Source organism: Pseudomonas sp. PGPPP1 (assembly GCF_002255865.1).
Classification (GTDB): domain Bacteria; phylum Pseudomonadota; class Gammaproteobacteria; order Pseudomonadales; family Pseudomonadaceae; genus Aquipseudomonas; species Aquipseudomonas cremoris.
The window spans coordinates 97,398-120,257 of record NZ_NKIG01000020.1 but is presented as its reverse complement, the minus strand read 5'-3'; the positions used below and the strand labels follow the sequence as shown (position 1 = coordinate 120,257).

The window sequence follows — 22,860 nt, the reverse complement described above, 5'->3', positions numbered from 1 at the left end:
GTGGATCAATCGGTGCAGATCTATAACAGCGAGCGGCCACATCTATCGCTGAAATACAAAACGCCCGATGCGGTGCATCGGGCGTTTTGAGGCTGAAATAGGTGTAAACCTATTTCAGGACTGGACAGAACAAATCTTACTTAACGTTAACCGTGATCACTTTCGAGACTACAGTAGGTTCGAACTGACGGTGAACGTTGTCGCCCGCCACCAGTTGCAAGGTGTGCTTGCCTGGGGTCAGGGTCAGCTCGGTTTCAGTCTGGGCTTTGCCGAAGTGAATCGACGTGGCGGTAGCCGGAATAGCTTCGTCGGCTTTGAGCGAGGTGACGTCCTGGTCTACCAACAGGTGGTGGTGACCGGCGTTCGGCACTTGCTTGTCGATAGGCTCCAGGTCCAGGTTTTTAACGCCGAATTTGACGGTGAAGGTTTTATCGACAGTTGCGCCGTCTTTGGGCGACACAATAAACACTTCGGCGCCTTTAGGCGCAGGGGTACGCGGCAGGTCGGCGGCGTTCGCCAACATTGAGGCGCCCAGCAGCAGGCTGGCAATCGTTGCATGGGACAAAAGGGCTTTCATTCGCTTCTCCAGTTTTTCCAGGAAATCTGTAGGGTTATGACAACTTCGCGACAAATTGCTGTCCAAGGCACTCAACACCATAGCAAAGCGATGCTGAACGGCGCCTCGCACATAAAAATTATCTAGGAGTGACCATGCGCTTTTCGCCTGGCCTGTTACTTTTGCTTCCCCTTGTGAGCCCCTTGGCTCACGCCGAACTGGTCGATGATGTGTTTGACCGTGGCGAACTGCGTATCGCCCTTGAAGCCAATACCCCGCCGTTCAACTTCAAGGAAGGCGACAAGCTAACCGGTTTCGAAGTGGAGTTGGGTGAACAACTGGCTAAAGAGATGGACGTGCGCCCCTCGTTCATTACCACCGATGACGCCGACCTGCTGCCAGGGGTGGAAACCGGCAAGTACGACGTGGCCATCAACCATATCGCTATGACTGCTGAGCTCAAGGATCGGTTCGATTTCAGTGAGACGTATAACGAGAAGCCAGAACTGGCGATTCCGTTCCAGAAGGGTAACCCGGCGTTCAAGGCCAGCCTGGACAAGGCGTTGCAGCGGGTGAAGGCGGATGGACGGTTGAAGGCGTTGGCGCAGAAGTGGCTTGAGAACGAGCCCGTAGCCAAGGCCGAGTGACATTCTAATGTGGGAGCTGGCTTGCCTGCGATAGCGGTGGATCAGCACCCTATGTGTAGCTGACACACTGCTATCGCAGGCAAGCCAGCTCCCACATTGGACTACACAGTTTCTGAGAGTTGAGCCAAGGCCACTGCCGCCTCAGGCAGCTCCAACTCACTGAACACCTGCACACCATGGCGCTTGAGCAACGCCGCCGTCACCCCTTCGCCTGCGACCTTTACACCAGAAAAGGTCCCGTCATAGGTCAGCAAATTCCCACACGACGGGCTATTGGCCTTGAGCACGGCAATCCGAATGTTGTGGCGCTGCACCAGCGCCAACGCCTGCCGCGCGCCATCAAGGAAGGCTTCGCTGAAGTCCTCCCCCTCGGCCGTCAGCACCCGTGCACGACCCTCCCACACCTCCACGCCCTGCCCGCCGGGAATTTCTGCAGGCGGACGCGGCGTCGGCAACCCACCGGCGACCTCCGGGCAGATCGCAACCACACGGCCCTCGGCCTGCCATGCCGCCAGTTGATCGAACGGTCCGCTGGCCCCGCCGTCGTAGCGCACTTTGTGCCCAAGCAGGCAGCGGCTGATCAGAATTTTTTCCATGCTCAAAAAGGCTCGTTGCCCCGCCGGCGAAACCAGCCGGTGAGGGACAGGCGTTCACGCGTGGCGGGCATGACTTCGTGGGGGACCTCCCCGGACAGGAACACCACCAGGCAACCGCCGGCGGGCACTACGTCGTATTCGACGCCATCCTTGAGGTACATGCGCAACTGCCCGCCGTGTTCGGGCAGCCAGGCGTCGTTCAAGTAGATCACCGCCGAGACCATGCGGCGGTCGTCGTCGCGGAAACGGTCCAGGTGCTTGAGGTAAAACGCCCCTGGCGGGTACATCGCGAAATGGCTTTCGAAATCTTCCAGGCCGAGGAACAGGCCGCGGTTCATCGCCAGGCGCAGGCTGTCCATCAACGCCATATAGGTGTCGCAGACCGCTGCATCGCCCTCTTCCAGCCACTGGATATGATCACCACGAATCCCCTCGCGGATCTCCTGGGCCGGGCCGCGTCCTACCGCCGCCGGGGCCAGTTCACCTTCGGCTGCACGTTTACGGCACTCAGCCGCCAGTTCCAGGGTCAGAGCCTGGGGCAGGAAGCCGTCCTGCCGCGACCAGCCTTTTTCAGCCAGGTCGTCGACAATACGTTGCAACAGCGGGTGATCAAGGGGTATTTGCATGGCGCGCATAGTATCCATACGCCTGTGAATCCGACAGAGCCGCCGAGCGTCCGAATACACTTTAATCAGGTAGCCGATAGGATTTCTCGACAAATCCTACGCCCGACACGGACAATAGTGGCCGACTGACAGGAGTCCATATGCGTCGTTTGTTTTTTTCCATGCTGATGTTCTGCGTTTTGCCCGCTTGGGCAGACGGCCATGACCAGTTGTACAAGGTCGCCGGCTGGGCCGAACAACGTGCGCATTTCAATGACGCCCTCAGTGCCGCCCAACAACGCTACCGCAACAGCCTGCCGCCAGCGGTGTATCAGGCGCTGGTGGACAACAGCAACAAACGCTTCGCCGCCCAGGCCGTGGACCAGCGTGCCGAGGCGCAGTTGCGCAAGAACCTGGCGGACCCCAAACCTGCACTGGCGTTTTTCCAATCGTCGTTGGGCCGCAAGATTGTCGCCGCCGAGCTGCTGGCCACGCGCCGCGACCAGTTGGCAAAGAACGCCCAAGGCCTGCCGAAGATCGAAGCCGACGCCACTCGCAGCCTGATCATCGGCCACCTGGCGCAAGCGCTGCCTGCGCGTGAAGCCGGGGCGGAAGTGAGCCTGGCGATTGCCGGCGTGGCTGCTGATAGCTTGAGCCAGATGATTCCCGGCCTGTTGGGCGGCGGTCAGGCGCAGGGCATGTTGAATGGCCAGCGCGAGCGGTTGATGCAGCAGATTGATAAGGACCTGAACAACACACTGTTGTATGTCTATCGGGATTTGTCTGACCCGGAGTTGGAAGAGTTCGCGACGTTTGCGGAGTCGCCGGAGGGTAAGGCGTATTACCAGGCTGCGTTGGCGGCGATCCGCGCCGGTTTAGCTGTCGGACAAAGCACTTCCAGCCTGACCCAGTAACCAATGTGGGAGCTGGCTTGCCTGCGATGGCGGTGGGTCAGCGCCTTATGTGTTTCTGATACACCGCTATCGCAGGCAAGCCAGCTCCCACATTGGACCGCGTTACTTCAGATGGTCGGTGAGGTACTTGAAGTACTCCTGGCGAATCTCCGGAATTTCATTGGCCAGGTGATGCCTGCCACGCTTCACCATCAGCACCTCAGGCTGATCGAACTTGCCCCGCAGCACTTGCAAGTTGTGCTGCCAGTCCACAGTCATATCTTCCTCCCCCTGCACGATCACCAGCCGCCGCAGGCTCTGCGGTGCGGCTTCGATGCGTTTGATCCAGCGCGCCAGCGCGCCCACCCAGGTGGTGGGCAACTGGCGTGGTTGCAGCGGGTCTGCCTCAAGGAACGGCTTGAACGCAGGGTCATTGGTGTTATCGCTGAACCGCCGCGCAATGCCTTTGACGAACGGCCGCAGCAGGTAATAGCTCACTTGCGACCAGCCCCACGAACGCGGACGCACCAACGGCGACAGCAGGAACGCCTTGCCCTGGGCCGGGCTGTCGGCGCCATGGTTGAGCAAATGGTCGACCACCACCGCGCCGCCGGTGCTTTGCCCGAACAGGTGCCAGGGTTGAGGCAATTGCAGCGTGGATGCCTGGGCGAACAGCGCCTGCACCACATGCTGGTACACCGCAAAATCATCGATGCTGGCACGCGGGCCGCTGGACAACCCATGCCCCGGCAAATCGCAGGCGATCACCACAAAGCCCTGGTCCAGGGCCCAGCGCACTACATGGCGATACAGCCCCATATGGTCGTAGAAGCCGTGGAACATAAACATCGTCGCCACCGGCACAGCTGGCCACCACACCTGGGCCACAACCTCGAAGCCGTCGACCTCGAAGCGCCCCAGGCGGCTGACGGCCTGGTCCAGCCCGTAGAAACGCTGATAGACCCGTGCCTCGGCTGAAAGCGGTTGCGCATCCACCAAGGGCCGCAAGCTTTCGCGCAGATGATCGGGGTCAAAGGTGACGGGCATAAAGGCTTCCAGACTACGGCGAAGATGAATATCGAGCTGCGATATTCATCTGTCAGGACAAGCATGGCAAGCTACGCGACCTTCGAGGATACATCTGAATGCGACCGCCCTACCGTACCGCCCTGTTCGCCAGCCTGATCCTGGTCATCTGCGCTGGCGTGCTGTGGGCGGCGTATGACTGGTTCCAAGGCCGCTACCTGCGGGCGTTCAGCGAACACACGGCGGTGTTCTCCGGCGATGCCTTGCGCCTGCCCGCCGAACTCAGTGGCCCAGGGCCGATCCGCCTGGTGCACTTCTGGGACCCGGCCTGTCCCTGCAACGTCGGCAACCAGCAACACTTGGGCGAGTTGATCGAGCACTACGCGCCCCAAGGGGTCGAGTTCTATGCCCTGCAAAAAGCCGGCAGCCACGGCCAACTGCCCGGCAACCTGCATAAAATGAAAACCCTCACCGCCCTGCCCGGCGCCGATCAGGTGCCGGCCAGCCCGGCCGTGGGAATCTGGGACCGCACCGGCAAGCTCGCGTATTTCGGGCCGTACAGCGAAGGGCTGACGTGCAATTCCAGCAACAGCTTTATCGAGCCGATCCTCAAGGCACTTGAAGACGGACGCGAAGTGAATGCCACGCACACCTTGGCGGTGGGCTGCTATTGTTCGTGGCCTAAAGGTCAGTAGTTCGCTACCCATTCTTGCTAAGGAAAGTTCATGAAGCGCGTCTTGCAGGTTCTCGCGGTTCTGCTGGTATTGGTCGTCTTGGGCGCCGGTTGGTACGTGTACAGCAAGCAGCCGACGCGCCAGGGCACGGTGACGCTGGCCAACCTGCAAGGCTCGGTCACGGTGCGCTACGACGACCGTGGCGTGCCGCACATTCGCGCCGAGAACGAGACCGACCTGTATCGCGCCCTCGGGTATGTGCACGCCCAGGACCGGCTGTTCCAGATGGAGATCATGCGGCGCCTGGCCCGTGGCGAGCTGGCCGAGGTGCTCGGGCCTAAGCTGCTGGAGACCGACAAGCTGTTCCGCAGCCTGCGCATTCGCGAGCGCGCAACCAGCTACGTGGCGCAGCTGGACCATGAGTCGGCGCACTGGAAGGCCCTGCAAGCCTACTTGGACGGCATTAACCAATATCAGGACAGCCACGCCAGCCCCATGGAGTTCGACGTACTGGGCATCGCCAAGCGGCCGTTTACCGCCGAGGACACCATCAGCGTCGCCGGGTACATGGCCTACAGCTTTGCCGCCGCGTTTCGTACCGAGCCACTGCTGACCTACGTACGTGATCAGTTGGGCAGCGATTACCTCAAAGTGTTTGACCTGGATTGGCAGCCCAAGGGCGCGCTCAACCTGGCCGCCAGTGACTGGAAGACCCTCGGCGCGCTTGCCTCATTGAGCGAACAGGCCCTGGCCGAGAATGGCCTGCCGCAGTTCGAAGGCAGCAATGCCTGGGCCATCAGCGGCAGCCGTACCAAGAGCGGCAAGCCCTTGCTGGCGGGCGACCCGCATATCCGTTTCTCGGTGCCATCGGTGTGGTACGAAGCCCAGCTGTCGGCGCCAGGTTTTGAGTTATATGGCTATCACAACGCATTGGTACCGGTGGCGTTCCTGGGGCACAACTTGGCATTCGGCTGGAGCCTGACCATGTTCCAGAACGATGACCTCGACCTCATCGCCGAGAAGGTCAACCCGGCCAACCCCAACCAGGTCTGGTACCACGACCAGTGGGTCGACATGACCCGCACCGAGCAACAGATCGCGGTGAAGGGCCAGGCGCCGGTTACCCTCACCCTGCGCCAGTCGCCCCACGGTCCGATCATCAATGACGTGCTCGGCGAGAACGCCGGCAAGACCCCCATCGCCATGTGGTGGGCGTTCCTCGACACCCAGAACCCGATCCTCGAAGGTTTCTACCAGCTCAACCGTGCCGACACCCTGGCCAAGGCCCGTGCCGCAGCGGCCAAGGTTTCTGCGCCGGGCTTGAACATCGTGTGGGCCAATGCCAAGGGCGATATCGGCTGGTGGGCAGCGGCGCAGTTGCCGATCCGCCCGGCTGGGGTCAATGCCGGGTTTATCCTCGACGGCAGCACTGCCCAGGCGGATAAATTGGGCTTTTACCCGTTCAGCGCCAACCCCCAGGAAGAGAACCCGGCGCGTGGCTATGTGGTATCGGCCAACGCACAACCCGTGTCGCCCACCGGCATGGAGATTCCTGGTTATTACAACCTGGCCGACCGGGGCCAGCAGTTGAATATGCAACTGAGCGACAAGAGCGTGAAGTGGGACGTGAACAACAGCCAGGCCCTGCAACTGGGCACCACCACCGCCTACGGCCCACGCTTGCTGGCCCCGCTGTTGCCGGTGCTGCGTGACGTGGTCAAGGACCCGGCGCAGCTCAAACTGGTGGAACAACTGGCCACCTGGAAGGGCGACTACCCGCTGGACTCCACCAGCGCCACGCTGTTCAACCAGTTTCTGTTCAACCTCACTGACGCCGCCTTTCACCCGAAACTCGGCGACGGCATGTTCAAGACCCTGCTGACCACCCGCGTGATCGACACGGCCCTGCCACGCCTGGCCGCATCACCGGACTCGCCGTGGTGGGACGGCAAGCGTGCCGAGACCGTCAAGCTCGCTTGGGACAATAGCCTGGCGCACCTCAAGGCGACCTTCGGCGATGACCCGGGCCAGTGGCAATGGGGCAAAGCGCACACCCTGACCCACGGCCATCCGCTGGGCACGCAAAAGCCTTTGGACAAGGTGTTCAACGTCGGCCCGTTCCCCGCGCCCGGCACCCACGAAGTGCCGAACAACCAGTCGGCCATGATCGGCCCGGCACCCTGGCCGGTCACCTACGGCCCATCGACCCGCCGCCTGATCGACTTCGCCGACCCGGCCCACGCCCTCACCATCAACCCGGTAGGACAAAGCGGCGTGCCGTTTGACCAGCACTATGGCGACCAGGCGCAAACCTATATCGAAGGCGGCTATGAGCAAGCGCATTTCAGCGACGAGGAAGTGACAGCCAATACGCGCGGTACGCTAAAGCTACTGCCAGCTCGATAACTACCTGTAAACCCGATCAGTGTGGGAGCTGGCTTGCCTGCGATAGCGGTATGACTGATACACCGCTATCGCAGGCAAGCCAGCTCCCACATTTTGTCCAGCGGTATGACCGCTACCGGCCGCGCAACCGCCCCGGCGTTTCACCGTAGGTGTCCTTGAACTTCTTGCTGAACGCCGCCTGGGACTGGTAACCGACTTGAGCGGCGATATCCAGCAGGCTAAGGCGCGACTGGCGCAACAGGTTGAACGCCAGCTCCATGCGTAACTGCGTCAACAGCACCCACGGCGATACGCCTGCCACCTTCACAAACGCACGCATGAACGTCGCCCGTGACATCGTCGCTGCAACCGCCAGGCGGTCGATGGTCCACTCATGGCCGGGGTCGGCCAGCATCGCCTGCCAGGCCTTGCTCAAACGCTTGTCGGCCAACAGCGCAAACGTACCGGCCACCGGCGCTTGGCGGCTCAGCCAGGTGCGCAAAATCAGGGTGAACAGTGCCGATGACAGCGCGTCGATAAACGTGCGGGCGCCGATCTGTTGCCCATCCGCCTCGCTGCGCAACAAGGCAATCAATGCCGCTAATTGCCCATCACCCTGCCACTCGCGGCTGGAGACCACCAAGTAATGCGGCAACGCACTCAACAGCAAGGATTGAGGGTTGTAGTGGAAGCTGCCGCAGAGCATCTCCACATCCGGCTGATCGCCCCCCAGGCGATGCACTTGAAGCAGGCCGCCATCAATGACCTTGGGCTGCATCGGCGCAATTCGCGCGCCCTGGCTGCGCAGCAAATGGGTAGCACCGCCGGGCATCAGCAGGATATCGCCCGGCTCCAGCACCACCTGTTGCCCGCCGGACAACTCCGCGCGGCATGTACCGCTGAGCACGATGTGATAAGGCGCCACGCCCAGTTTTTCGGGAGCATGGTCCAGCGCCCAGTCACCCTGGAACTGGCAGCGTAAATCCAGGCTGCCGCGCAGGTTGGCCAGCGCGATAAGCGTGTCGATCGAATTCATTTGCGAGCATCGGTCAAAAAGATGAGCGGATTGAACAAGAATGCCGGTCCTGAACGGCACAGACTGGTTTCACACCCCACCCTGTTCAGGAGTTACCGCAATGTTCAATAACTGGTCCGACTTGCTGCCTACCGTGAAGAAAGCCTTTGGCGCGCTGGGCAAGAGCAACCCGAAGATGGTCAAAGCCTACATGGCGCTGGGCGAAGCTGCCGAGGAAAACAACGTCCTCGACGCCAAGACCCGTGAGTTGATTTCCATCGCGGTGGCCATTACCACGCGCTGCGACGGTTGCATCGGTGTGCACGCGGATGCGGCGATCAAGGCCGGCGCCACTCGCGAAGAAGTCGCCGCGACCCTGGCCACCGCAATCTCGCTGAACGCAGGCGCGGCGTATATCTACTCGCTGCGCGCGCTGGAAGCCTACGACACGCTCAAACCGGCGCAGCAAAATTAAGCCGGAACTGTTGCGGCGTCACGCCCAGCCGACGGTTGAACACACTGCGCATGTGCTGGGCGTCGCGAAAGCCGCATTGGTAGGCCACGGTTTTCAGCGGTGCGGGGCTGCTCTCGAGCATCACCCGCGCCGCGTCTACCCGTGCTCGCTCGACAAACTCCGCCGGAGTGATCCGTGCTTCGCGGGCAAACACCCGGGAGAAGTTGCGCGCACTCATGTTCGCCGCCTTGGCCAGGTCGGCGATGGTCAAATCCCCCGTCAGGTTCGCCAATACGTACAACTGCACCAGCGCCACCGCCGAGGTGGTTTCGGCGTGGGGTGTCAGAAATGGACTGAACTGCGACTGCCCGCCCGAGCGCTGAGTGAACACTACGAGGCGCTTGGCCACGCTTAGCGCGACTTCCGGGCCGTGGTCCTGAGCCAACAGGTACAGCGACAGGTCGATGCCCGCCGTCACACCCGCCGAGGTGTAGAGGTTGCCATCCTGCACATACAGGCGGTCGGCTTCGACCTGGGCCGTGGGGCACAGGCGCGCCAGGTCGGCGGCATCGTTCCAATGAGTGGTGACGGTCTTGCCGTCCAGCAGCCCCGCGCGGGCGAGCATGAAGGCGCCATTGCAGATCGAGCCGAAGCGCTGTGCTCTTTGGGTTGCGCCGCGTAGCCAGTCATCAAAGAGCGCGCCGAAGTCCTCGAAGGGCAACTGCGGGCCACCTGCGACCAGCAACAGGTCATAGGCGTTCAGGGCTTCGCTGTAATGCCGGTGTGCCTGCAATGACAAGCCGTTGGAGGCCGCCATGCTGCCGTGGCCGAGGCCGATGACTTCCAAGTGGTAATGGTCTTGCGGCGGTAGAAACCGATTGGCCTCGCAGAACACGTCCATAGGGCCGGTCACATCCAGCGACTGGACGCCGGGGAAGATCAAGATGGCGACGGTTTTGCTCATACTCACAAACACCTTTTCTAACTGGACAAACACAAAACCTCTGTGGGAGCTGGCTTGTCGGGTCGCCGCATCGCTGCGATGCAGGCACCCCGGTCCATCAGGTATACCGAGTTGATCCTATCGCAGGCAAGCCAGCTCCCACATTTGACCGAGTGCACCCTTGGCACGATGTGAAGGCACATTGGCCGGGATCGCTCCCTCGCCGCGATAGCCCCATCGCGGGCACGCGACCAGACTGGAATCTTTCCAGAGGAGCACCACCATGACCACCACCATCGCCGGTATCCAGATCCCCGACAGCGCCTTGGCCAAGGCCACCACCGAATACATCCGCGACGTCGAATCCGACCTGCTCTACCACCACTCCCGCCGGGTATTCCTGTTCGGCGCGTTGAGCGGTGAGCGCAAGCAACTGGCCTACAACCCGGAACTGCTTTACGTCGGCGCGATGTTCCATGACCTGGGCTTGGTCGAAGGCCATCGCAGTGACAACGAACGGTTCGAAGTGGACGGCGCCAATGCAGCGGCGGCGTTCCTCAAGCCCTACGGGCTGAGCGATGACGATATCGAACAGGTGTGGTTGTCCATCGCGCTGCACACCACACCGGGCGTGCCGCAACATCTGCGCCCCACCGTCGCGCTGGTCACGGCGGGCGTGGAAATGGACGTGCTGGGCATGGACTACGCAGCGTTTTCTACCGTGCAGCGCGAAGCGGTGGTACATGCGCATCCACGCGGTGAAGGGTTCAAGGAGTGCATCATCTGCGCATTTGCCGATGGTTTGCGTCATCGTCCGCAGACCACGTTTGGCAACGTGAAGACCGATGTGCTGGTGGATCAGGAACCGGGGTTCAAGCCGATGAATTTTGTGGAGGTGATTCGTAAATCGCCTTGGGCTGCCTGAAACACAACCTTATAAACACCACAAAACCACTGTGGGAGCTGGCTTGCCTGCGATAGCGGTGTATCAGTAAACAAATCAGTCACTGATAGATTGCTATCGCAGGCAAGCCAGCTCCCACATTTTGATCCGGTTTTTAGACCGGTGCAGGCGCCCGACGCTTGTCCGGCTGTTGCCAGCCATCCGCCGCCGCTTCTTCAATCGCTTGCTGGATGGCTTTCTTGCGGTGTTCTTCGGCACGACGGCTGAAGAACCACACCAGGAATGTCACCAGCGACACCGCCAACAGGATCAGGCTGGCCACGGCGTTGATCTCGGGTTTAACCCCAAGGCGCACCGCGGAAAACACTTCCATCGGCAAGGTGGTCGAACCCGGGCCCGACACGAAGCTGGCCAGTACCAGGTCATCGAGGGACAGCGCGAACGACATCATGCCGCCCGCCGCCAACGAGGGCGCGATCATCGGGATCGTGATCAGGAAGAACACCTTCCACGGCCGTGCGCCCAGGTCCATCGCCGCTTCTTCAATCGACAGGTCCAGCTCACGCAAACGTGCCGACACCACCACCGCCACATACGCCGCACAGAACGTGGTGTGGGCGATCCAGATGGTGACGATGCCCCGCTCCTGGGGCCAGCCGATCATCTGCGCCATGGCCACAAACAGCAGCAACAGCGACAGACCGGTGATCACTTCCGGCATTACCAACGGCGCGGTCACCAGGCCGCCGAACAGCGTGCGGCCCTTGAACTGGCTGATGCGCGTCAGCACGAATGCCGCCAACGTACCCAGCGCCACCGCTGCCACCGCCGTGTAGCAGGCGATTTCCAGGGAGCGCGCGACCGAGCCCATCAACTGGGTGTTGTCCAGCAGGCCCACGTACCACTTGATCGACCAACCGCCCCACACTGTCACCAGCTTGGATTCGTTGAACGAGTAGATCACCAGGATCAGCATCGGCAGGTAGATAAACAGCAACCCCGCCACCAGCATGAAGCTTGAGAAACTGACGCGCTTCATATCTTGCCCTCCATCTCTTTGGCTTGGCTGCGGTTGAACAGGATGATGGGCACGATCAGGATCGCCAGCATCACCACCGCCAGGGCAGACGCCACCGGCCAGTCACGGTTGTTGAAGAATTCTTGCCACAACACTTTACCGATCATCAGGGTTTCCGGGCCGCCCAGCAGTTCCGGGATCACGAACTCGCCCACCACCGGGATGAAGACCAGCATGCAGCCGGCGATGATGCCGTTCTTGGACAGCGGCACGGTGATTTTCCAGAAGCTGTTGAAGGTGCTCGACCCCAGGTCGGATGCAGCTTCCAGCAGGCTCTGGTCGTGCTTCACCAGGTTGGCGTACAGCGGCAGGATCATGAACGGCAGGTACGAATAGACCACGCCGATATACACCGCGATGTTGGTGTTGAGGATCTGCAGCGGTTCGTTGATCAACCCGATGGACATCAGGAAGCCATTGAGCAAACCGTTGTTGCTGAGGATGCCCATCCACGCATACACGCGGATCAGGATCGCCGTCCAGGTCGGCATCATGATCAGCAGCACCAGCACGGTTTGCATCTCTTTGCGCGCACTGGCAATGGCGTAGGCCATCGGGTAGCCGATCAACAGGCACAACAGCGTGCTGAAAAACGCCATTTTCAGCGAGCCCAGGTACGCGGCGATGTACAACTCGTCGTCGCCGAGCATCGCGTAGTTGGCCAGGTTGAGCACCAACTGCAGTTTCTGCTCAACGAAGGTGTAGATCTCGGTGTAAGGCGGGATCGCTACGTCGGCTTCGGCGAAGCTGATCTTCAAGACGATGAAGAACGGCAGCATGAAGAACAGGAACAACCAGAGGAAGGGGATCCCGATGACCACATGCCGGCCACCGGGTGTTATTCGTTGCAACTGGCGCTTGAGCTTCTTCATGTTCATGAGCGAAGTACCACGCCGCTGTCGTCTTCCCACCACACGTACACCTGGTCACCCCAGGTCGGTCGCTGGCCACGGCGCTCGGCGTTGGCGACGAAGGACTGCACCAGCTTGCCGCTTGGCAGTTCGACGTAGAACACCGAGTGGCCGCCGAGGTAGGCAATGTCATGTACCTTGCCGCTGGACCAGTTGTATTCGCAGGTCGGCATATCGGCGGTCACCAGCAGCTTTTCCGGGCGAATCGCGTAGGTAACGGACTTGTCCTGCACCGAGGTGCTGATACCGTGACCGACGTAGATGTTGCGGTCGAGGTCCTTGCAGGTGATGGTCGCGTGGCCCTCGGCGTCGTCGATCACTTCACCTTCGAAGATATTGACGTTGCCGATGAACTCGCACACCAGGCGGCTGGTAGGCGTTTCGTAGATGTCGATCGGGCTGCCGATCTGCGCAATCCAGCCCAGGTGCATGATCGCGATGCGCTCGGCCATGGTCATGGCCTCTTCCTGGTCGTGGGTCACCATGACGCAGGTCACGCCCACGCGCTCGATGATCTCCACCAGTTCCAGTTGCATCTGCGAACGCAGCTTCTTGTCGAGGGCGCCCATGGGCTCATCGAGCAGCAGCAGTTTCGGACGCTTGGCCAGGGAACGCGCCAACGCCACACGCTGACGCTGGCCACCGGACAACTGATGCGGCTTGCGCTTGGCGTACTGGCTCATCTGTACCAGCTTGAGCATCTCGGCCACACGGGCGTCGACCTCGGCCTTGGGGATCTTGTCCTGTTGCAGGCCGAAGGCTATGTTCTGCGCCACGGTCATGTGCGGGAACAAGGCGTAGGACTGGAACATCATGTTGATCGGCCGCTCGTAGGGCGGCATATCGGTGATGTCCACACCGTCGAGGTAGATGCGACCTTCCGTTGGGCGCTCAAAGCCTGCGAGCATGCGCAGCAAGGTGGATTTGCCCGAACCCGAACCGCCGAGCAAGGCGAAGATCTCGCCTTTCTTGATTTCCAGGGACACATCGTCCACGGCAATCGTCTCGTCGAACTTCTTCGTGACCCGGTCGATTTTGACCAACACCTGTTTAGGTGTCTGGTCGCCCTCGAGGGCTTTCTTATAGGCGCCGGAGGCAACTGCCATTTACGAAACTCCCAACAAAAAATTCTGTGCGCCCGAGGCGGGCGAACCTTGGATAGTTTGAGCCTTACTTGCCCGTCTTGACCTTGGTCCAGCTACGGGTCATTAAACGCTGCACTTTCGGGGGTAACTCGAAGTTGACGAACGTCCGGTCGAGAACCGCCTGCGGTGGGTAAACCGCTTCGTCGGTGCGTATCGATTGCTCCATCAGTTTGTCCGCCCCTGGATTAGGGTTGGCATAACCGACGTAATCACTGACCTGAGCGATCACCTCAGGTTGCAGCAAATAGTTGATGAAGGCGTGGGCCTCTTTGACGTTGGCGGCGTCCTTGGGGATCGCCAGCACGTCAAACCACAGGTTGCCGCCTTCTTTCGGAATCGCGTAGGCGATGTTCACGCCCTTGCCAGCCTCGGCCGCACGGGCCTTGGCCTGGAACACATCGCCGGAGAACCCGGCGGCCACGCAGATGTTGCCGTTGGCCAGGTCGGAGATGTATTTGGAAGAATGGAAATAGGTCACGTAGGGCCGCACTTTAAGCAGCTTCGCTTCGGCCTTCTTGTAGTCTTCGGGGTTCTCGCTGTTAGGGTTCAGGCCCATGTAATTGAGGACCGCCGGCAGCATTTCATCGGCCGAGTCCATGAACGACACGCCGCACGTCGCCAGCTTCTTCATGTTCTCCGGCTCGAACAAAACGGCCCAGGAGTCGATATGGTCGACACCCAGCACTTCTTTCACTTTATCGACGTTGTAACCGATGCCGTTGGTGCCCCACAGGTACGGCACGGCGTACTGGTTACCCGGATCGTTCTTTTCCAGGCGCTTGAGCAGCGCCGGGTCAAGGTTTGAATAGTTAGTCAGCAACGACCTGTCGAGTTTCTGGAACGCCCCGGCCTTGATTTGCTTGCCGAGGAAGTGGTTCGACGGCACGACCACGTCGTAGCCGGTACGCCCGGCCAGCAACTTGCCTTCCAGGGTTTCGTTGGAATCAAACACGTCATACACAGGCTTGATACCGGTGGCCTTTTCGAAGTTGGCCAGGGTGTCGGTGCCGATGTAGTCCGACCAGTTATAAATATGCACCGTCGGTGCGGCCTGCACGCTCAATGTCAGCGTGATACCTGCACCCACCAGCATGGCTTTGCGAAATAAAGAAATTGGCAAGTGGAGGTCCTCTTAAATAGTTGGGCCTTAAAGTTGTTGCCCGGCAACAAAACCGGCGCGCAACTTACCCTCGATAAACCGATCCGGCAAAACTTTCTGTCATTTATTTATGTCATCCGCCACCGCGGCATTCGCGGTGGCGGACAAAGACCGGTTACTTACCGGATTTGATCTTGGTCCAGCTGCGCGTCATTTCACGCTGGGTCGCAGCCGGCAAGTCAGCAATCGCGTAGAGCTTGGCTTGCACGTCCGCCGATGGGTAGATGCCTGGGTCGCTGGTGATGTCTTTATCCACCAGTGCTGTGGCTTTCTCGTTACCGTTCGGGAAACGTACGCTGTTGGTGATCCCGGCCATCACTTTTGGCTCAAGCAGGTAGTTCATGAACTTGTAGGCCGCTTCGACGTTTTCGGCATCTTTAGGGATGGCGACCATGTCGTAGAAGCTACCGGCGCCTTCTTTCGGAATGTCGTAGGCAACCTTGACCTTGCCGCCGGCTTCAGCCGCACGGGACTTGGCCTGTTGCACGTCACCCGAGTAACCCACGGCTACGCAGATGTTGCCGTTGGCCAGGTCCGAGATGTACTTGGACGAGTGGAAGTAACCGATCGATGGACGCAGCTTGAGGAACAGGTCCTCGGCTTGCTTGAGGTCGGCTTTTTTCTGGGTGTCGGTCGGCAGGCCCAGGTAATGCAGCGCTACTGGCAGCATTTCGGTAGGCGAGTCGAGGAAGCTCACGCCGCAGCTTTTGAGCTTGGCGAGGTTTTCTGGCTTGAGGATGAAGTCCCACGAGTCGATCTTGTCCACGCCCAGCGCAGCCTTGACCTTCTCCGGGTTGTAGCCGATGCCGATCGAGCCCCACATGTACGGGAAGGCGTGCTTGTTGTCCGGGTCGCTGACCGACACGGCTTTAAGCAGGGACTTGTTCAGGTTGTCGTAGTTGGACAGCTTGGACTTGTCCAGCTCCTGGTAGACACCCGCCTTGATCTGCTTGGCCAGGAAGTTGTTCGACGGTACGACGATGTCGTAACCGGACTTGCCTGCCAGCAACTTGGCTTCCAGGGTTTCGTTACTGTCGAAAACGTCGTACACCACTTTGATGCCCGACTCTTTTTCAAAGTTGGCGATGGTGTCCGGTGCAATGTAGTCGGACCAGTTGTAGACGTGCAGTACTTTATTGTCTGCCTGGGCCGCGCCCGCCATTGCGCCCATCAGGGACAAGGCGAGGAGGGTCTTGCCAGCGTTCTTCAAACCTAATGCCTTCATTTGGTGATGCTCCAATTTTTCTTTTTTGGGCCACGTTCTTACTAGGTTCTGCGGCCCGTCTAAAGGGCAACAAAACAGGGCGACAGTCTGGCAAGTTCTGAGGCCGGCTTTCAACCAAAGCCTCATTTATCACTGCTCAGGACGCAGCGCCCGAAAGCTGCTGCGTCCTGAGCCTAGCACTTAGCCCTGCAATGCCGCCAAAGTCAGGTCCAGGCACTGGCGAGCCTTGGTCACCAGCTCGTCGATCTCAGCCTTGCTGATCACCAGCGGCGGCGAAATGATCATGGTGTCGCCCACGGCGCGCATGATCAGGCCATTCTCGAAGCAGAACGTCCGGCAAATCATGCCAACACCACGGCCTTCGTAGCGTTTGCGCGTGGCCTTGTCCTGCACCAGTTCAATCGCACCGAGCATGCCTACACCGCGCACTTCACCCACCAACGGGTGATCAGCCAGTTCCCTCAGACGTTTCTGCAAATACGGTGCCGTTTCGTCATGCACGCGGTTAACGATTTTTTCATCGCGCATAATGCGGATGTTTTCCAGGGCCACCGCTGCGGCCACCGGGTGACCGGAGTAGGTGAAACCGTGGTTGAAATCACCGCCTTCATTGAGCACATCCACCACTTCATCGCGCACGATCAAACCGCCCATGGGGATATAACCCGAGGTCAGGCCCTTGGCGATGGTCATCATGTGCGGCTTGAGGTCGTAGAAATCGCTACCGAACCACTCACCGGTACGGCCGAAACCACAGATCACTTCGTCAGCGATAAACAGGATGTCGTACTTGGCGAGGATTTCCTTGATGCGCGGCCAGTAAGTGGCTGGCGGCACGATCACGCCACCGGCGCCCTGGATCGGCTCGGCAATAAAGGCACCGACGGTGTCCACGCCCAGTTCCAGGATCTTTTCTTCCAGCTGGTTGGCGGCCCACACGCCGAATTCTTCCGGGCTCATGTCGCCGCCTTCGCCAAACCAGTACGGCTGGGCGATGTGGGTGATGCCCGGGATCGGCAAGTCGCCTTGTTCGTGCATATACGTCATGCCGCCCAAGCTGGCGCCGGCCACGGTGGAGCCGTGGTAGCCATTCTTGCGGCTGATGATGGTTTTCTTGTTCGGCTGGCCTTTGATCGCCCAGAAGTGGCGGACCATGCGCAACATGGTGTCGTTGCCTTCGGAGCCGGAACCGGTGAAGAACACGTGGTTCATGCCGGCAGGTGCGATGTCGGAAATGGCCTTGGCCAGCTCCAGCACCGGCGGGTGAGCGGTCTGGAAGAACAGGTTGTAGTACGGCAGTTCTTTCATCTGCTTGGCGGCGGCGTCAGCCAGTTCATCGCGACCGTAACCGATCGCCACGCACCACAGGCCGGCCATACCGTCGAGGATCTTGTTGCCTTCGCTGTCCCACAGGTAAACGCCGTGGGCTTTGGTAATGATGCGCGGACCTTTCTCTTTCAATTGCTTGAAGTCGCTGAACGGCGCCAGGTGGTGATCACTGCTCAAGGCTTGCCATTCACGGGTTTGCGGGTTGTTGCTGGACATACCAATCTCCTAGACTTTTCAGTGAAGGGCGCGCCGTTTAAAGGGCGCGCCCGGCGCATCAGACGGCGAAGAGCAGGAATTCCCGCTCCCACGAACTGATCACGCGCTTGAAGTTTTCATGCTCGGCCCGCTTGACCGCGACGTAGCCTGTGATGAATTTCTGACCCAGGTATTTCTCGATGGTCTTGCTGTTTTCCATGCGCTCCAGGGCGTCTTCGATGGTCAACGGCAGACGCAGGTTGCGCCGCTCGTAACCACGACCCACCACCGGCGCGCTCGGGTTATGGCCTTCGACCATGCCGATGTAGCCACACAGCAAACTGGCGGCGATCGCCAGGTACGGGTTGGCGTCGGCACCCGGCAGACGGTTTTCCACACGACGGTTTTGCGGGCCGGCATCCGGTACGCGCAGGCCGACGGTGCGGTTTTCTTCGCCCCATTCCACGTTCACCGGCGCCGAGGTATCGGGCAGGAAGCGGCGGAACGAGTTCACGTTGGGGGCAAACAACGGCAGCAATTCAGGAATGAACTTCTGCAAGCCGCCAATGTGGTTGAGGAACAGCTGGCTCATGGTCCCGTCTTCATTGGAGAAGACGTTCTTGCCGGTGGCGATGTCGATGATGCTCTGGTGCAGGTGCATCGCACTGCCGGGCTCGCCGGTCATGGGCTTGGCCATGAAGGTGGCAGCCACGTTGTGCTTGAGCGCGGCTTCACGCATGGTGCGCTTGAACACCAGGATCTGGTCGGCCAGGGACAGGGCATCGCCGTGACGGAAGTTGATTTCCATCTGCGCAGTGCCGTCCTCGTGGATCAGGGTGTCGAGGTCCAGTTCCTGCAGTTCGCACCAGTCGTAGACGTCTTCGAACAACGGGTCGAATTCGTTGGCGGCTTCTATAGAGAAGGACTGGCGACCGGTCTCCGGGCGACCGGAACGGCCGATCGGCGGTTGCAGCGGGAAGTCCGGGTCTTCGCAGCGCTTGGTCAGGTAGAACTCCATCTCCGGCGCCACGATGGGCTGCCAGCCTTTATCGGCGTAGAGCTGGAGGACTTTCTTGAGCACGTTGCGTGGCGACAGCTCGATCGGGTTGCCTTGCTTGTCGTAGGTGTCGTGGATCACCTGGGCGGTGGGCTCGATGGCCCAGGGCACCAGGTAAACCGCGTTCTGGTCGGGCCGGCAGATCATGTCGATGTCGGCCGGGTCGAGCAATTCGTAATAGATGTCGTCTTCGACATAGTCGCCGGTCACGGTCTGCAACAGAACGCTCTCGGGCAGGCGCATGCCTTTTTCGGCGATGAACTTGTTGGTCGGCGAGATCTTGCCACGGGTGATGCCCGTGAGGTCGCCAATCATGCATTCGACTTCTGTGATCTTGTGGTCTTTCAACCAATCGGTGAGCTGGTCGAGGTTGTTACTCATAAATGCCTCTGGGCTGGGTTTCCTGACATCCATTAAAGGTCAGGCGTTGGTTGACGCAGCATCCGCGTCGCGTTGCATCGCCCGCTTTCGACAGGCGGTGCCAAATGCCTGGAAGATCGCGAGATAGTGCGGGTTAGAGCTTACCTGCCATTCGGGGTGCCATTGCACTCCTAAAGCAAAAGCCTTGCCCTCTTTCACCGAGAAAGCTTCGATCAAGCCATCGGGCGCCGTGGCTTCGACTTGCAAGCCGGGCGCAAGGCGGTCAACGCCCTGGCTGTGAATCGAGTTGACCTGAATCGTCGGCGGCAACCCCAGGCTTGCCAATACCCCATTCGGGGAGATCGCCACGGCGTGCGCCGGACCGTACTGGACGTCCAGCGGTTGGGTGTCGTCTTCGCGGTGATCCATCATGCCCGGCACTTCATGAACCTTCTGGTGCAGGCTGCCGCCAAAGGCCACGTTCATCTCCTGGAAACCCCGGCAAATGCCCAGCACCGGTACGCCTGCGGCAATCGCGGCGCGCAACAGCGGCAGGGTGGTTTGGTCCCGTGCAGAATCATGAGCAGTCCCGGGCGCGCTGGCCGGACCGTCGTAGTGAAAGGGTTCGATATTGGAGGGAGAGCCGGTAAACAGGATGCCGTCCAGACCGTCAAGAATATTGGCCGGTTCGAACAAGTCCCCAAGGGACGGAATGATCAATGGCAAGCCCTTGGCAGCGGTGGCCACTGCACGGACGTACTTGTCGCCACTGATGTGATAAGCATGCAGACCAACCTGTTTGGAGCAGGCGGTGACGCCGATTAACGGCAGGCGAGACATGAAGCACCCCGGTATTATTGCTGTTATGGGTTTGAATCGAGCTTAGCCTTGTTCATTTTTTTACACAACACCCCCGTAAAAAATACAACACGGCCCGCTCAAGCCTGCGAGTCCCAAGCCCCCCAAACCCAAAAAACCGCCCCAAAAAGCCCCAAAAAAGCCTCCGAGGCGCTTTTTTAGGGCAAAAAAGGCCTCGCTTGACTTCGGCATGCCGTTCGGGTTGACTGAAACCAGAAAAGATCAATGATTGATATTTTTAACAACAAAGGTGTTGCATCATGTCGGTACCCCCGCGTGCCGTTCAGCTTAACGAAGCGAACGCGTTCCTTAAGGATCATCCTGAGGTTCTGTACGTAGACCTTCTAATTGCGGATATGAATGGTGTGGTGCGCGGCAAGCGCATCGAACGCACCAGCCTCCACAAGGTTTACGAGAAGGGCATTAACCTGCCTGCCTCTTTATTTGCCCTGGATATCAATGGCTCGACGGTGGAAAGCACCGGCCTGGGTCTGGACATCGGTGATGCTGACCGAATCTGTTATCCGATCCCTGACACCCTGTGCAATGAACCCTGGCAAAAGCGCCCTACCGCGCAACTGCTGATGACCATGCACGAACTTGAAGGTGAACCTTTCTTCGCCGATCCGCGCGAAGTGCTCCGCCAAGTTGTAAGCAAATTTGACGACCTCGGTCTGACCATCTGCGCAGCCTTCGAGCTTGAGTTCTACCTGATCGACCAGGAGAACGTGAACGGCCGCCCACAACCTCCCCGCTCGCCGATCTCCGGCAAACGCCCGCACTCGACACAGGTCTACCTGATCGACGATCTCGACGAATACGTCGACTGCCTCCAGGACATTCTGGAAGGTGCGAAGGAGCAAGGCATTCCCGCCGACGCCATCGTCAAGGAAAGTGCCCCGGCGCAGTTCGAAGTGAACCTGCACCACGTCGCCGACCCGATCAAGGCGTGCGACTACGCGGTATTGCTCAAGCGTCTGATCAAGAACATCGCCTACGACCATGAGATGGACACCACCTTCATGGCCAAGCCTTACCCAGGTCAGGCAGGCAACGGTTTGCACGTACACATCTCCATTCTGGACAAGGACGGCAAGAACATCTTTGCCAGCGAGGATCCCGAGCAGAACGCCGCATTGCGTCACGCAATCGGCGGTGTGCTGGAGACCCTGCCCGCCCAAATGGCGTTCCTGTGCCCTAACGTCAACTCCTACCGTCGTTTCGGCGCACAGTTCTACGTGCCGAACTCGCCGTGCTGGGGCCTGGACAACCGCACCGTGGCGATTCGCGTACCGACCGGCTCGTCCGACGCCGTACGTATCGAACACCGTGTGGCCGGTGCCGACGCCAACCCTTACCTGCTGATGGCTTCGGTGTTGGCAGGCGTGCACCACGGCCTGACCAACAAGATCGAGCCTGGCGCACCGGTGGAAGGCAACAGCTACGAGCAGAACGAACAGAGCCTGCCGAACAACCTGCGCGATGCCCTGCGCGAGTTGGACGACAGCGAGGTGATGGCCAAGTACATCGATCCTAAATACATCGATATCTTCGTCGCCTGTAAGGAAAGTGAGCTGGAGGAGTTCGAACACTCCATCTCCGACCTTGAGTACAACTGGTACCTGCATACCGTCTAAACGGCGGCTGCAATAAAAAACGCCACAGGCTTTTGGTCTGGGGCGTTTTTTTATGGGTTTTTCCAGGTAGACCGAGGTGGATTCATCGCAGGCAAGCCAGCTCCCACAGTTGACCGAGTTCCAACGTTGAAATGCAGTCAACTGTGGGAGCTGGCTTTCCTGCGATGGCGGCCTTGAAGACAACACCCATTCCTGCTCATACAATGCCCGCTGCCTTGTAGGAGACTTCCATGACCACCCGCCCCGCCGCCCCTCGCAAACCCCGCGCCCGCAGCCAGGCCCGGATCGACGCGATTCTCGACGCCGCCCGCACTCTGCTGGCCGCCGAAGGCGTGGCCGGTTTGTCGATCTACAGCGTGGCCGAGCGGGCGCAGATTCCACCGTCGTCGGTGTACCACTTTTTCGCCAGCGTGCCGGCGCTTCTAGAGGCGTTGACCGCCGATGTGCATGCCGCTTTCCGCGCGGCCATCCAGGCGCCTATCGACCACGAATCACTCAAGCACTGGCGGGACCTGTCCTACATCGTCGAGCACCGCATGCTCACCATCTATGACCAGGACGCCGCCGCCCGCCAGTTGATCCTGGCGCAACATGGGCTGACCGAAGTGACTCAGGCTGACCGTCAGCATGACTTGGAGTTGGGTGATTTGATGCTTGCGGTATTCAACCGCCACTTTGAAGTGCCGACACTTCCCAGCGATGTGGATGTGTTTGCGTTGGCGCTGGAGCTCAGTGACCGCGTGTATGCACGCTCGGTGCATCAGCATGGGCTGATCACGCCGCGTATGGCGGAGGAAGGGATGCGGGTGTTTGATGCGTATGTGGGGCTGTATTTGCCGGCTTATCTGCCCAAGCGTTGAGGCCTGTGGTGGCAGGTAAGGCCTCATCGCAGGCAAGCCAGCTCCCACATTTGACTGTATTCACATATCAAAATGTGGGAGCGGGCTTGCCCGCGATGACGGCCTCAAAACGACGCCAATCACAACTTGGCGATCGACACCTCAGTGGATTTAACGAAGGCAATCACCTCACTGCCAATCACCAATTCCAGCTCTTTGACCGAGCGGGTGGTGATCACGGAAGTCACGATGCCCGACGCGGTCTGCACGTCGATTTCCGACAGCACGTCGCCTTCGACGATTTCCTTGATGGTGCCTTTGAACTGGTTACGTACGTTGATCGCTTTAATAGTCATGTCGTTCTCTCTT

At 59.8% G+C, this 22,860-nt stretch carries 23 protein-coding genes; 8 read left to right on the top strand and 15 right to left on the bottom strand.

The window, feature by feature from the left end:
- Positions 1–136: 136 nt before the first annotated feature.
- Positions 137–577, bottom strand: coding sequence for a DUF4399 domain-containing protein (locus CFE47_RS21190; protein ID WP_185709756.1), 441 nt, complete (start codon positions 575–577; stop codon positions 137–139).
- Between the two features lie 134 nt (positions 578–711).
- Here CFE47_RS21190 and CFE47_RS21185 point away from each other — a divergent pair, with 134 nt between their 5' ends.
- Positions 712–1,203, top strand: a complete 492-nt coding sequence (locus CFE47_RS21185) for a transporter substrate-binding domain-containing protein (RefSeq protein WP_286840165.1) — start codon at positions 712–714, stop codon at positions 1,201–1,203.
- Between the two features lie 101 nt (positions 1,204–1,304).
- Here CFE47_RS21185 and CFE47_RS21180 read toward each other — a convergent pair whose 3' ends face one another.
- Together CFE47_RS21180 and CFE47_RS21175 are read right to left on the bottom strand one after the other, a co-directional pair.
- Positions 1,305–1,799, bottom strand: coding sequence for a 2-thiouracil desulfurase family protein (locus CFE47_RS21180; protein WP_286840163.1), 495 nt, complete (start codon positions 1,797–1,799; stop codon positions 1,305–1,307).
- Positions 1,800–1,801: 2 nt separating this feature from the next.
- Positions 1,802–2,434, bottom strand: a complete 633-nt coding sequence (locus CFE47_RS21175) for a 2OG-Fe(II) oxygenase (RefSeq protein ID WP_185709828.1) — start codon at positions 2,432–2,434, stop codon at positions 1,802–1,804.
- A gap of 131 nt (positions 2,435–2,565) precedes the next feature.
- Here CFE47_RS21175 and CFE47_RS21170 point away from each other — a divergent pair, with 131 nt between their 5' ends.
- On the top strand, positions 2,566–3,318 hold the full coding sequence (locus CFE47_RS21170; RefSeq protein WP_286840161.1) for a hypothetical protein: 753 nt from the start codon (positions 2,566–2,568) through the stop codon (positions 3,316–3,318).
- Between the two features lie 102 nt (positions 3,319–3,420).
- On the opposite strand, the gene bipL is transcribed toward CFE47_RS21170, so the two are convergent.
- Positions 3,421–4,344 carry a phospholipase BipL gene (gene bipL / locus CFE47_RS21165; RefSeq protein ID WP_286840159.1) on the bottom strand — a complete coding sequence of 308 codons (924 nt, stop codon included), beginning with the start codon at positions 4,342–4,344 and terminating at the stop codon, positions 3,421–3,423.
- Between the two features lie 98 nt (positions 4,345–4,442).
- Here bipL and CFE47_RS21160 point away from each other — a divergent pair, with 98 nt between their 5' ends.
- Together CFE47_RS21160 and CFE47_RS21155 are read left to right on the top strand one after the other, a co-directional pair.
- Entirely contained in the window at positions 4,443–5,018 is a 576-nt protein-coding gene (locus tag CFE47_RS21160; protein WP_286840156.1) for a DUF6436 domain-containing protein, read from the top strand.
- Positions 5,019–5,048: 30 nt separating this feature from the next.
- A complete protein-coding gene (locus tag CFE47_RS21155) occupies positions 5,049–7,403 on the top strand; it encodes a penicillin acylase family protein (protein ID WP_286840154.1) in 2,355 nt (784 codons plus the stop codon).
- 112 nt (positions 7,404–7,515) lie between these two features.
- Here the strand turns inward: CFE47_RS21155 and CFE47_RS21150 are convergent, their stop codons facing one another.
- The gene (locus tag CFE47_RS21150; RefSeq protein ID WP_286840152.1) at positions 7,516–8,418 is read right to left on the bottom strand and encodes an AraC family transcriptional regulator; all 903 of its coding nucleotides are present in this window, start codon (positions 8,416–8,418) and stop codon (positions 7,516–7,518) included.
- Positions 8,419–8,518: 100 nt separating this feature from the next.
- Here CFE47_RS21150 and CFE47_RS21145 point away from each other — a divergent pair, with 100 nt between their 5' ends.
- Entirely contained in the window at positions 8,519–8,872 is a 354-nt protein-coding gene (locus CFE47_RS21145) for a carboxymuconolactone decarboxylase family protein (RefSeq protein ID WP_286840149.1), read from the top strand.
- On the opposite strand, the gene CFE47_RS21140 is transcribed toward CFE47_RS21145, so the two are convergent.
- The gene (locus CFE47_RS21140) at positions 8,850–9,815 is read right to left on the bottom strand and encodes a GlxA family transcriptional regulator (RefSeq protein WP_286840146.1); all 966 of its coding nucleotides are present in this window, start codon (positions 9,813–9,815) and stop codon (positions 8,850–8,852) included. The genes CFE47_RS21145 and CFE47_RS21140 overlap by 23 nt on opposite strands.
- A 262-nt stretch (positions 9,816–10,077) precedes the next feature.
- Between CFE47_RS21140 and CFE47_RS21135 the strand changes: the two genes are divergently transcribed.
- Positions 10,078–10,719: an HD domain-containing protein gene (locus CFE47_RS21135; RefSeq protein ID WP_286840144.1), complete on the top strand. Its 642-nt coding sequence runs from the start codon at positions 10,078–10,080 to the stop codon at positions 10,717–10,719.
- A 133-nt stretch (positions 10,720–10,852) separates the two neighbouring features.
- Here the strand turns inward: CFE47_RS21135 and CFE47_RS21130 are convergent, their stop codons facing one another.
- From CFE47_RS21130 to CFE47_RS21095, 8 genes are all read right to left on the bottom strand, one after another.
- Positions 10,853–11,737 carry an ABC transporter permease subunit gene (locus CFE47_RS21130; RefSeq protein ID WP_003176774.1) on the bottom strand — a complete coding sequence of 295 codons (885 nt, stop codon included), beginning with the start codon at positions 11,735–11,737 and terminating at the stop codon, positions 10,853–10,855.
- Entirely contained in the window at positions 11,734–12,654 is a 921-nt protein-coding gene (locus CFE47_RS21125; RefSeq protein ID WP_185709766.1) for an ABC transporter permease subunit, read from the bottom strand. The genes CFE47_RS21130 and CFE47_RS21125 overlap by 4 nt, the downstream gene beginning before the upstream one ends.
- On the bottom strand, positions 12,651–13,793 hold the full coding sequence (locus CFE47_RS21120; protein WP_286840141.1) for an ABC transporter ATP-binding protein: 1,143 nt from the start codon (positions 13,791–13,793) through the stop codon (positions 12,651–12,653). Before CFE47_RS21120 ends, CFE47_RS21125 begins: the two co-directional genes overlap by 4 nt.
- A gap of 64 nt (positions 13,794–13,857) precedes the next feature.
- Complete coding sequence (locus tag CFE47_RS21115) at positions 13,858–14,952, bottom strand: polyamine ABC transporter substrate-binding protein (protein ID WP_185709768.1); 1,095 nt, start codon at positions 14,950–14,952, stop codon at positions 13,858–13,860.
- A 154-nt stretch (positions 14,953–15,106) separates the two neighbouring features.
- Entirely contained in the window at positions 15,107–16,201 is a 1,095-nt protein-coding gene (locus CFE47_RS21110) for a polyamine ABC transporter substrate-binding protein (RefSeq protein ID WP_286840176.1), read from the bottom strand.
- Positions 16,202–16,396: 195 nt separating this feature from the next.
- Positions 16,397–17,761 (bottom strand): aspartate aminotransferase family protein, encoded by a 1,365-nt coding sequence (locus CFE47_RS21105; protein WP_286840139.1) that lies wholly within the window; start codon positions 17,759–17,761, stop codon positions 16,397–16,399.
- 58 nt (positions 17,762–17,819) lie between these two features.
- The gene (locus CFE47_RS21100) at positions 17,820–19,178 is read right to left on the bottom strand and encodes a glutamine synthetase family protein (RefSeq protein ID WP_185709770.1); all 1,359 of its coding nucleotides are present in this window, start codon (positions 19,176–19,178) and stop codon (positions 17,820–17,822) included.
- A 39-nt stretch (positions 19,179–19,217) separates the two neighbouring features.
- Positions 19,218–19,997, bottom strand: a complete 780-nt coding sequence (locus CFE47_RS21095) for a gamma-glutamyl-gamma-aminobutyrate hydrolase family protein (protein ID WP_286840137.1) — start codon at positions 19,995–19,997, stop codon at positions 19,218–19,220.
- Between the two features lie 278 nt (positions 19,998–20,275).
- Here CFE47_RS21095 and CFE47_RS21090 point away from each other — a divergent pair, with 278 nt between their 5' ends.
- Positions 20,276–21,652, top strand: a complete 1,377-nt coding sequence (locus tag CFE47_RS21090; RefSeq protein WP_003213894.1) for a glutamine synthetase family protein — start codon at positions 20,276–20,278, stop codon at positions 21,650–21,652.
- A 230-nt stretch (positions 21,653–21,882) separates the two neighbouring features.
- Positions 21,883–22,512: a TetR/AcrR family transcriptional regulator gene (locus tag CFE47_RS21085; protein ID WP_185709772.1), complete on the top strand. Its 630-nt coding sequence runs from the start codon at positions 21,883–21,885 to the stop codon at positions 22,510–22,512.
- 119 nt (positions 22,513–22,631) lie between these two features.
- On the opposite strand, the gene CFE47_RS21080 is transcribed toward CFE47_RS21085, so the two are convergent.
- Complete coding sequence (locus CFE47_RS21080) at positions 22,632–22,847, bottom strand: TOBE domain-containing protein (RefSeq protein ID WP_003213899.1); 216 nt, start codon at positions 22,845–22,847, stop codon at positions 22,632–22,634.
- Positions 22,848–22,860 lie beyond the last annotated feature (13 nt).

Bases quoted from the DNA above. Each gene is read 5' to 3' on its own strand.
- bipL (WP_286840159.1), bottom strand. From the start codon at position 4,344: ATGCCCGTCACCTTTGACCCCGATCATCTGCGCGAAAGCTTGCGGCCC.
- CFE47_RS21080 (WP_003213899.1), bottom strand. From the start codon at position 22,847: ATGACTATTAAAGCGATCAACGTACGTAACCAGTTCAAAGGCACCATC.
- CFE47_RS21150 (WP_286840152.1), bottom strand. From the start codon at position 8,418: ATGAATTCGATCGACACGCTTATCGCGCTGGCCAACCTGCGCGGCAGC.
- CFE47_RS21105 (WP_286840139.1), bottom strand. From the start codon at position 17,761: ATGTCCAGCAACAACCCGCAAACCCGTGAATGGCAAGCCTTGAGCAGT.
- CFE47_RS21095 (WP_286840137.1), bottom strand. From the start codon at position 19,997: ATGTCTCGCCTGCCGTTAATCGGCGTCACCGCCTGCTCCAAACAGGTT.
- CFE47_RS21160 (WP_286840156.1), top strand. From the start codon at position 4,443: ATGCGACCGCCCTACCGTACCGCCCTGTTCGCCAGCCTGATCCTGGTC.
- CFE47_RS21085 (WP_185709772.1), top strand. From the start codon at position 21,883: ATGACCACCCGCCCCGCCGCCCCTCGCAAACCCCGCGCCCGCAGCCAG.
- CFE47_RS21140 (WP_286840146.1), bottom strand. From the start codon at position 9,815: ATGAGCAAAACCGTCGCCATCTTGATCTTCCCCGGCGTCCAGTCGCTG.
- CFE47_RS21145 (WP_286840149.1), top strand. From the start codon at position 8,519: ATGTTCAATAACTGGTCCGACTTGCTGCCTACCGTGAAGAAAGCCTTT.
- CFE47_RS21175 (WP_185709828.1), bottom strand. From the start codon at position 2,434: ATGCGCGCCATGCAAATACCCCTTGATCACCCGCTGTTGCAACGTATT.
- CFE47_RS21190 (WP_185709756.1), bottom strand. From the start codon at position 577: ATGAAAGCCCTTTTGTCCCATGCAACGATTGCCAGCCTGCTGCTGGGC.
- CFE47_RS21170 (WP_286840161.1), top strand. From the start codon at position 2,566: ATGCGTCGTTTGTTTTTTTCCATGCTGATGTTCTGCGTTTTGCCCGCT.
- CFE47_RS21090 (WP_003213894.1), top strand. From the start codon at position 20,276: ATGTCGGTACCCCCGCGTGCCGTTCAGCTTAACGAAGCGAACGCGTTC.
- CFE47_RS21125 (WP_185709766.1), bottom strand. From the start codon at position 12,654: ATGAACATGAAGAAGCTCAAGCGCCAGTTGCAACGAATAACACCCGGT.
- CFE47_RS21185 (WP_286840165.1), top strand. From the start codon at position 712: ATGCGCTTTTCGCCTGGCCTGTTACTTTTGCTTCCCCTTGTGAGCCCC.
- CFE47_RS21155 (WP_286840154.1), top strand. From the start codon at position 5,049: ATGAAGCGCGTCTTGCAGGTTCTCGCGGTTCTGCTGGTATTGGTCGTC.
- CFE47_RS21130 (WP_003176774.1), bottom strand. From the start codon at position 11,737: ATGAAGCGCGTCAGTTTCTCAAGCTTCATGCTGGTGGCGGGGTTGCTG.
- CFE47_RS21100 (WP_185709770.1), bottom strand. From the start codon at position 19,178: ATGAGTAACAACCTCGACCAGCTCACCGATTGGTTGAAAGACCACAAG.
- CFE47_RS21120 (WP_286840141.1), bottom strand. From the start codon at position 13,793: ATGGCAGTTGCCTCCGGCGCCTATAAGAAAGCCCTCGAGGGCGACCAG.
- CFE47_RS21135 (WP_286840144.1), top strand. From the start codon at position 10,078: ATGACCACCACCATCGCCGGTATCCAGATCCCCGACAGCGCCTTGGCC.
- CFE47_RS21180 (WP_286840163.1), bottom strand. From the start codon at position 1,799: ATGGAAAAAATTCTGATCAGCCGCTGCCTGCTTGGGCACAAAGTGCGC.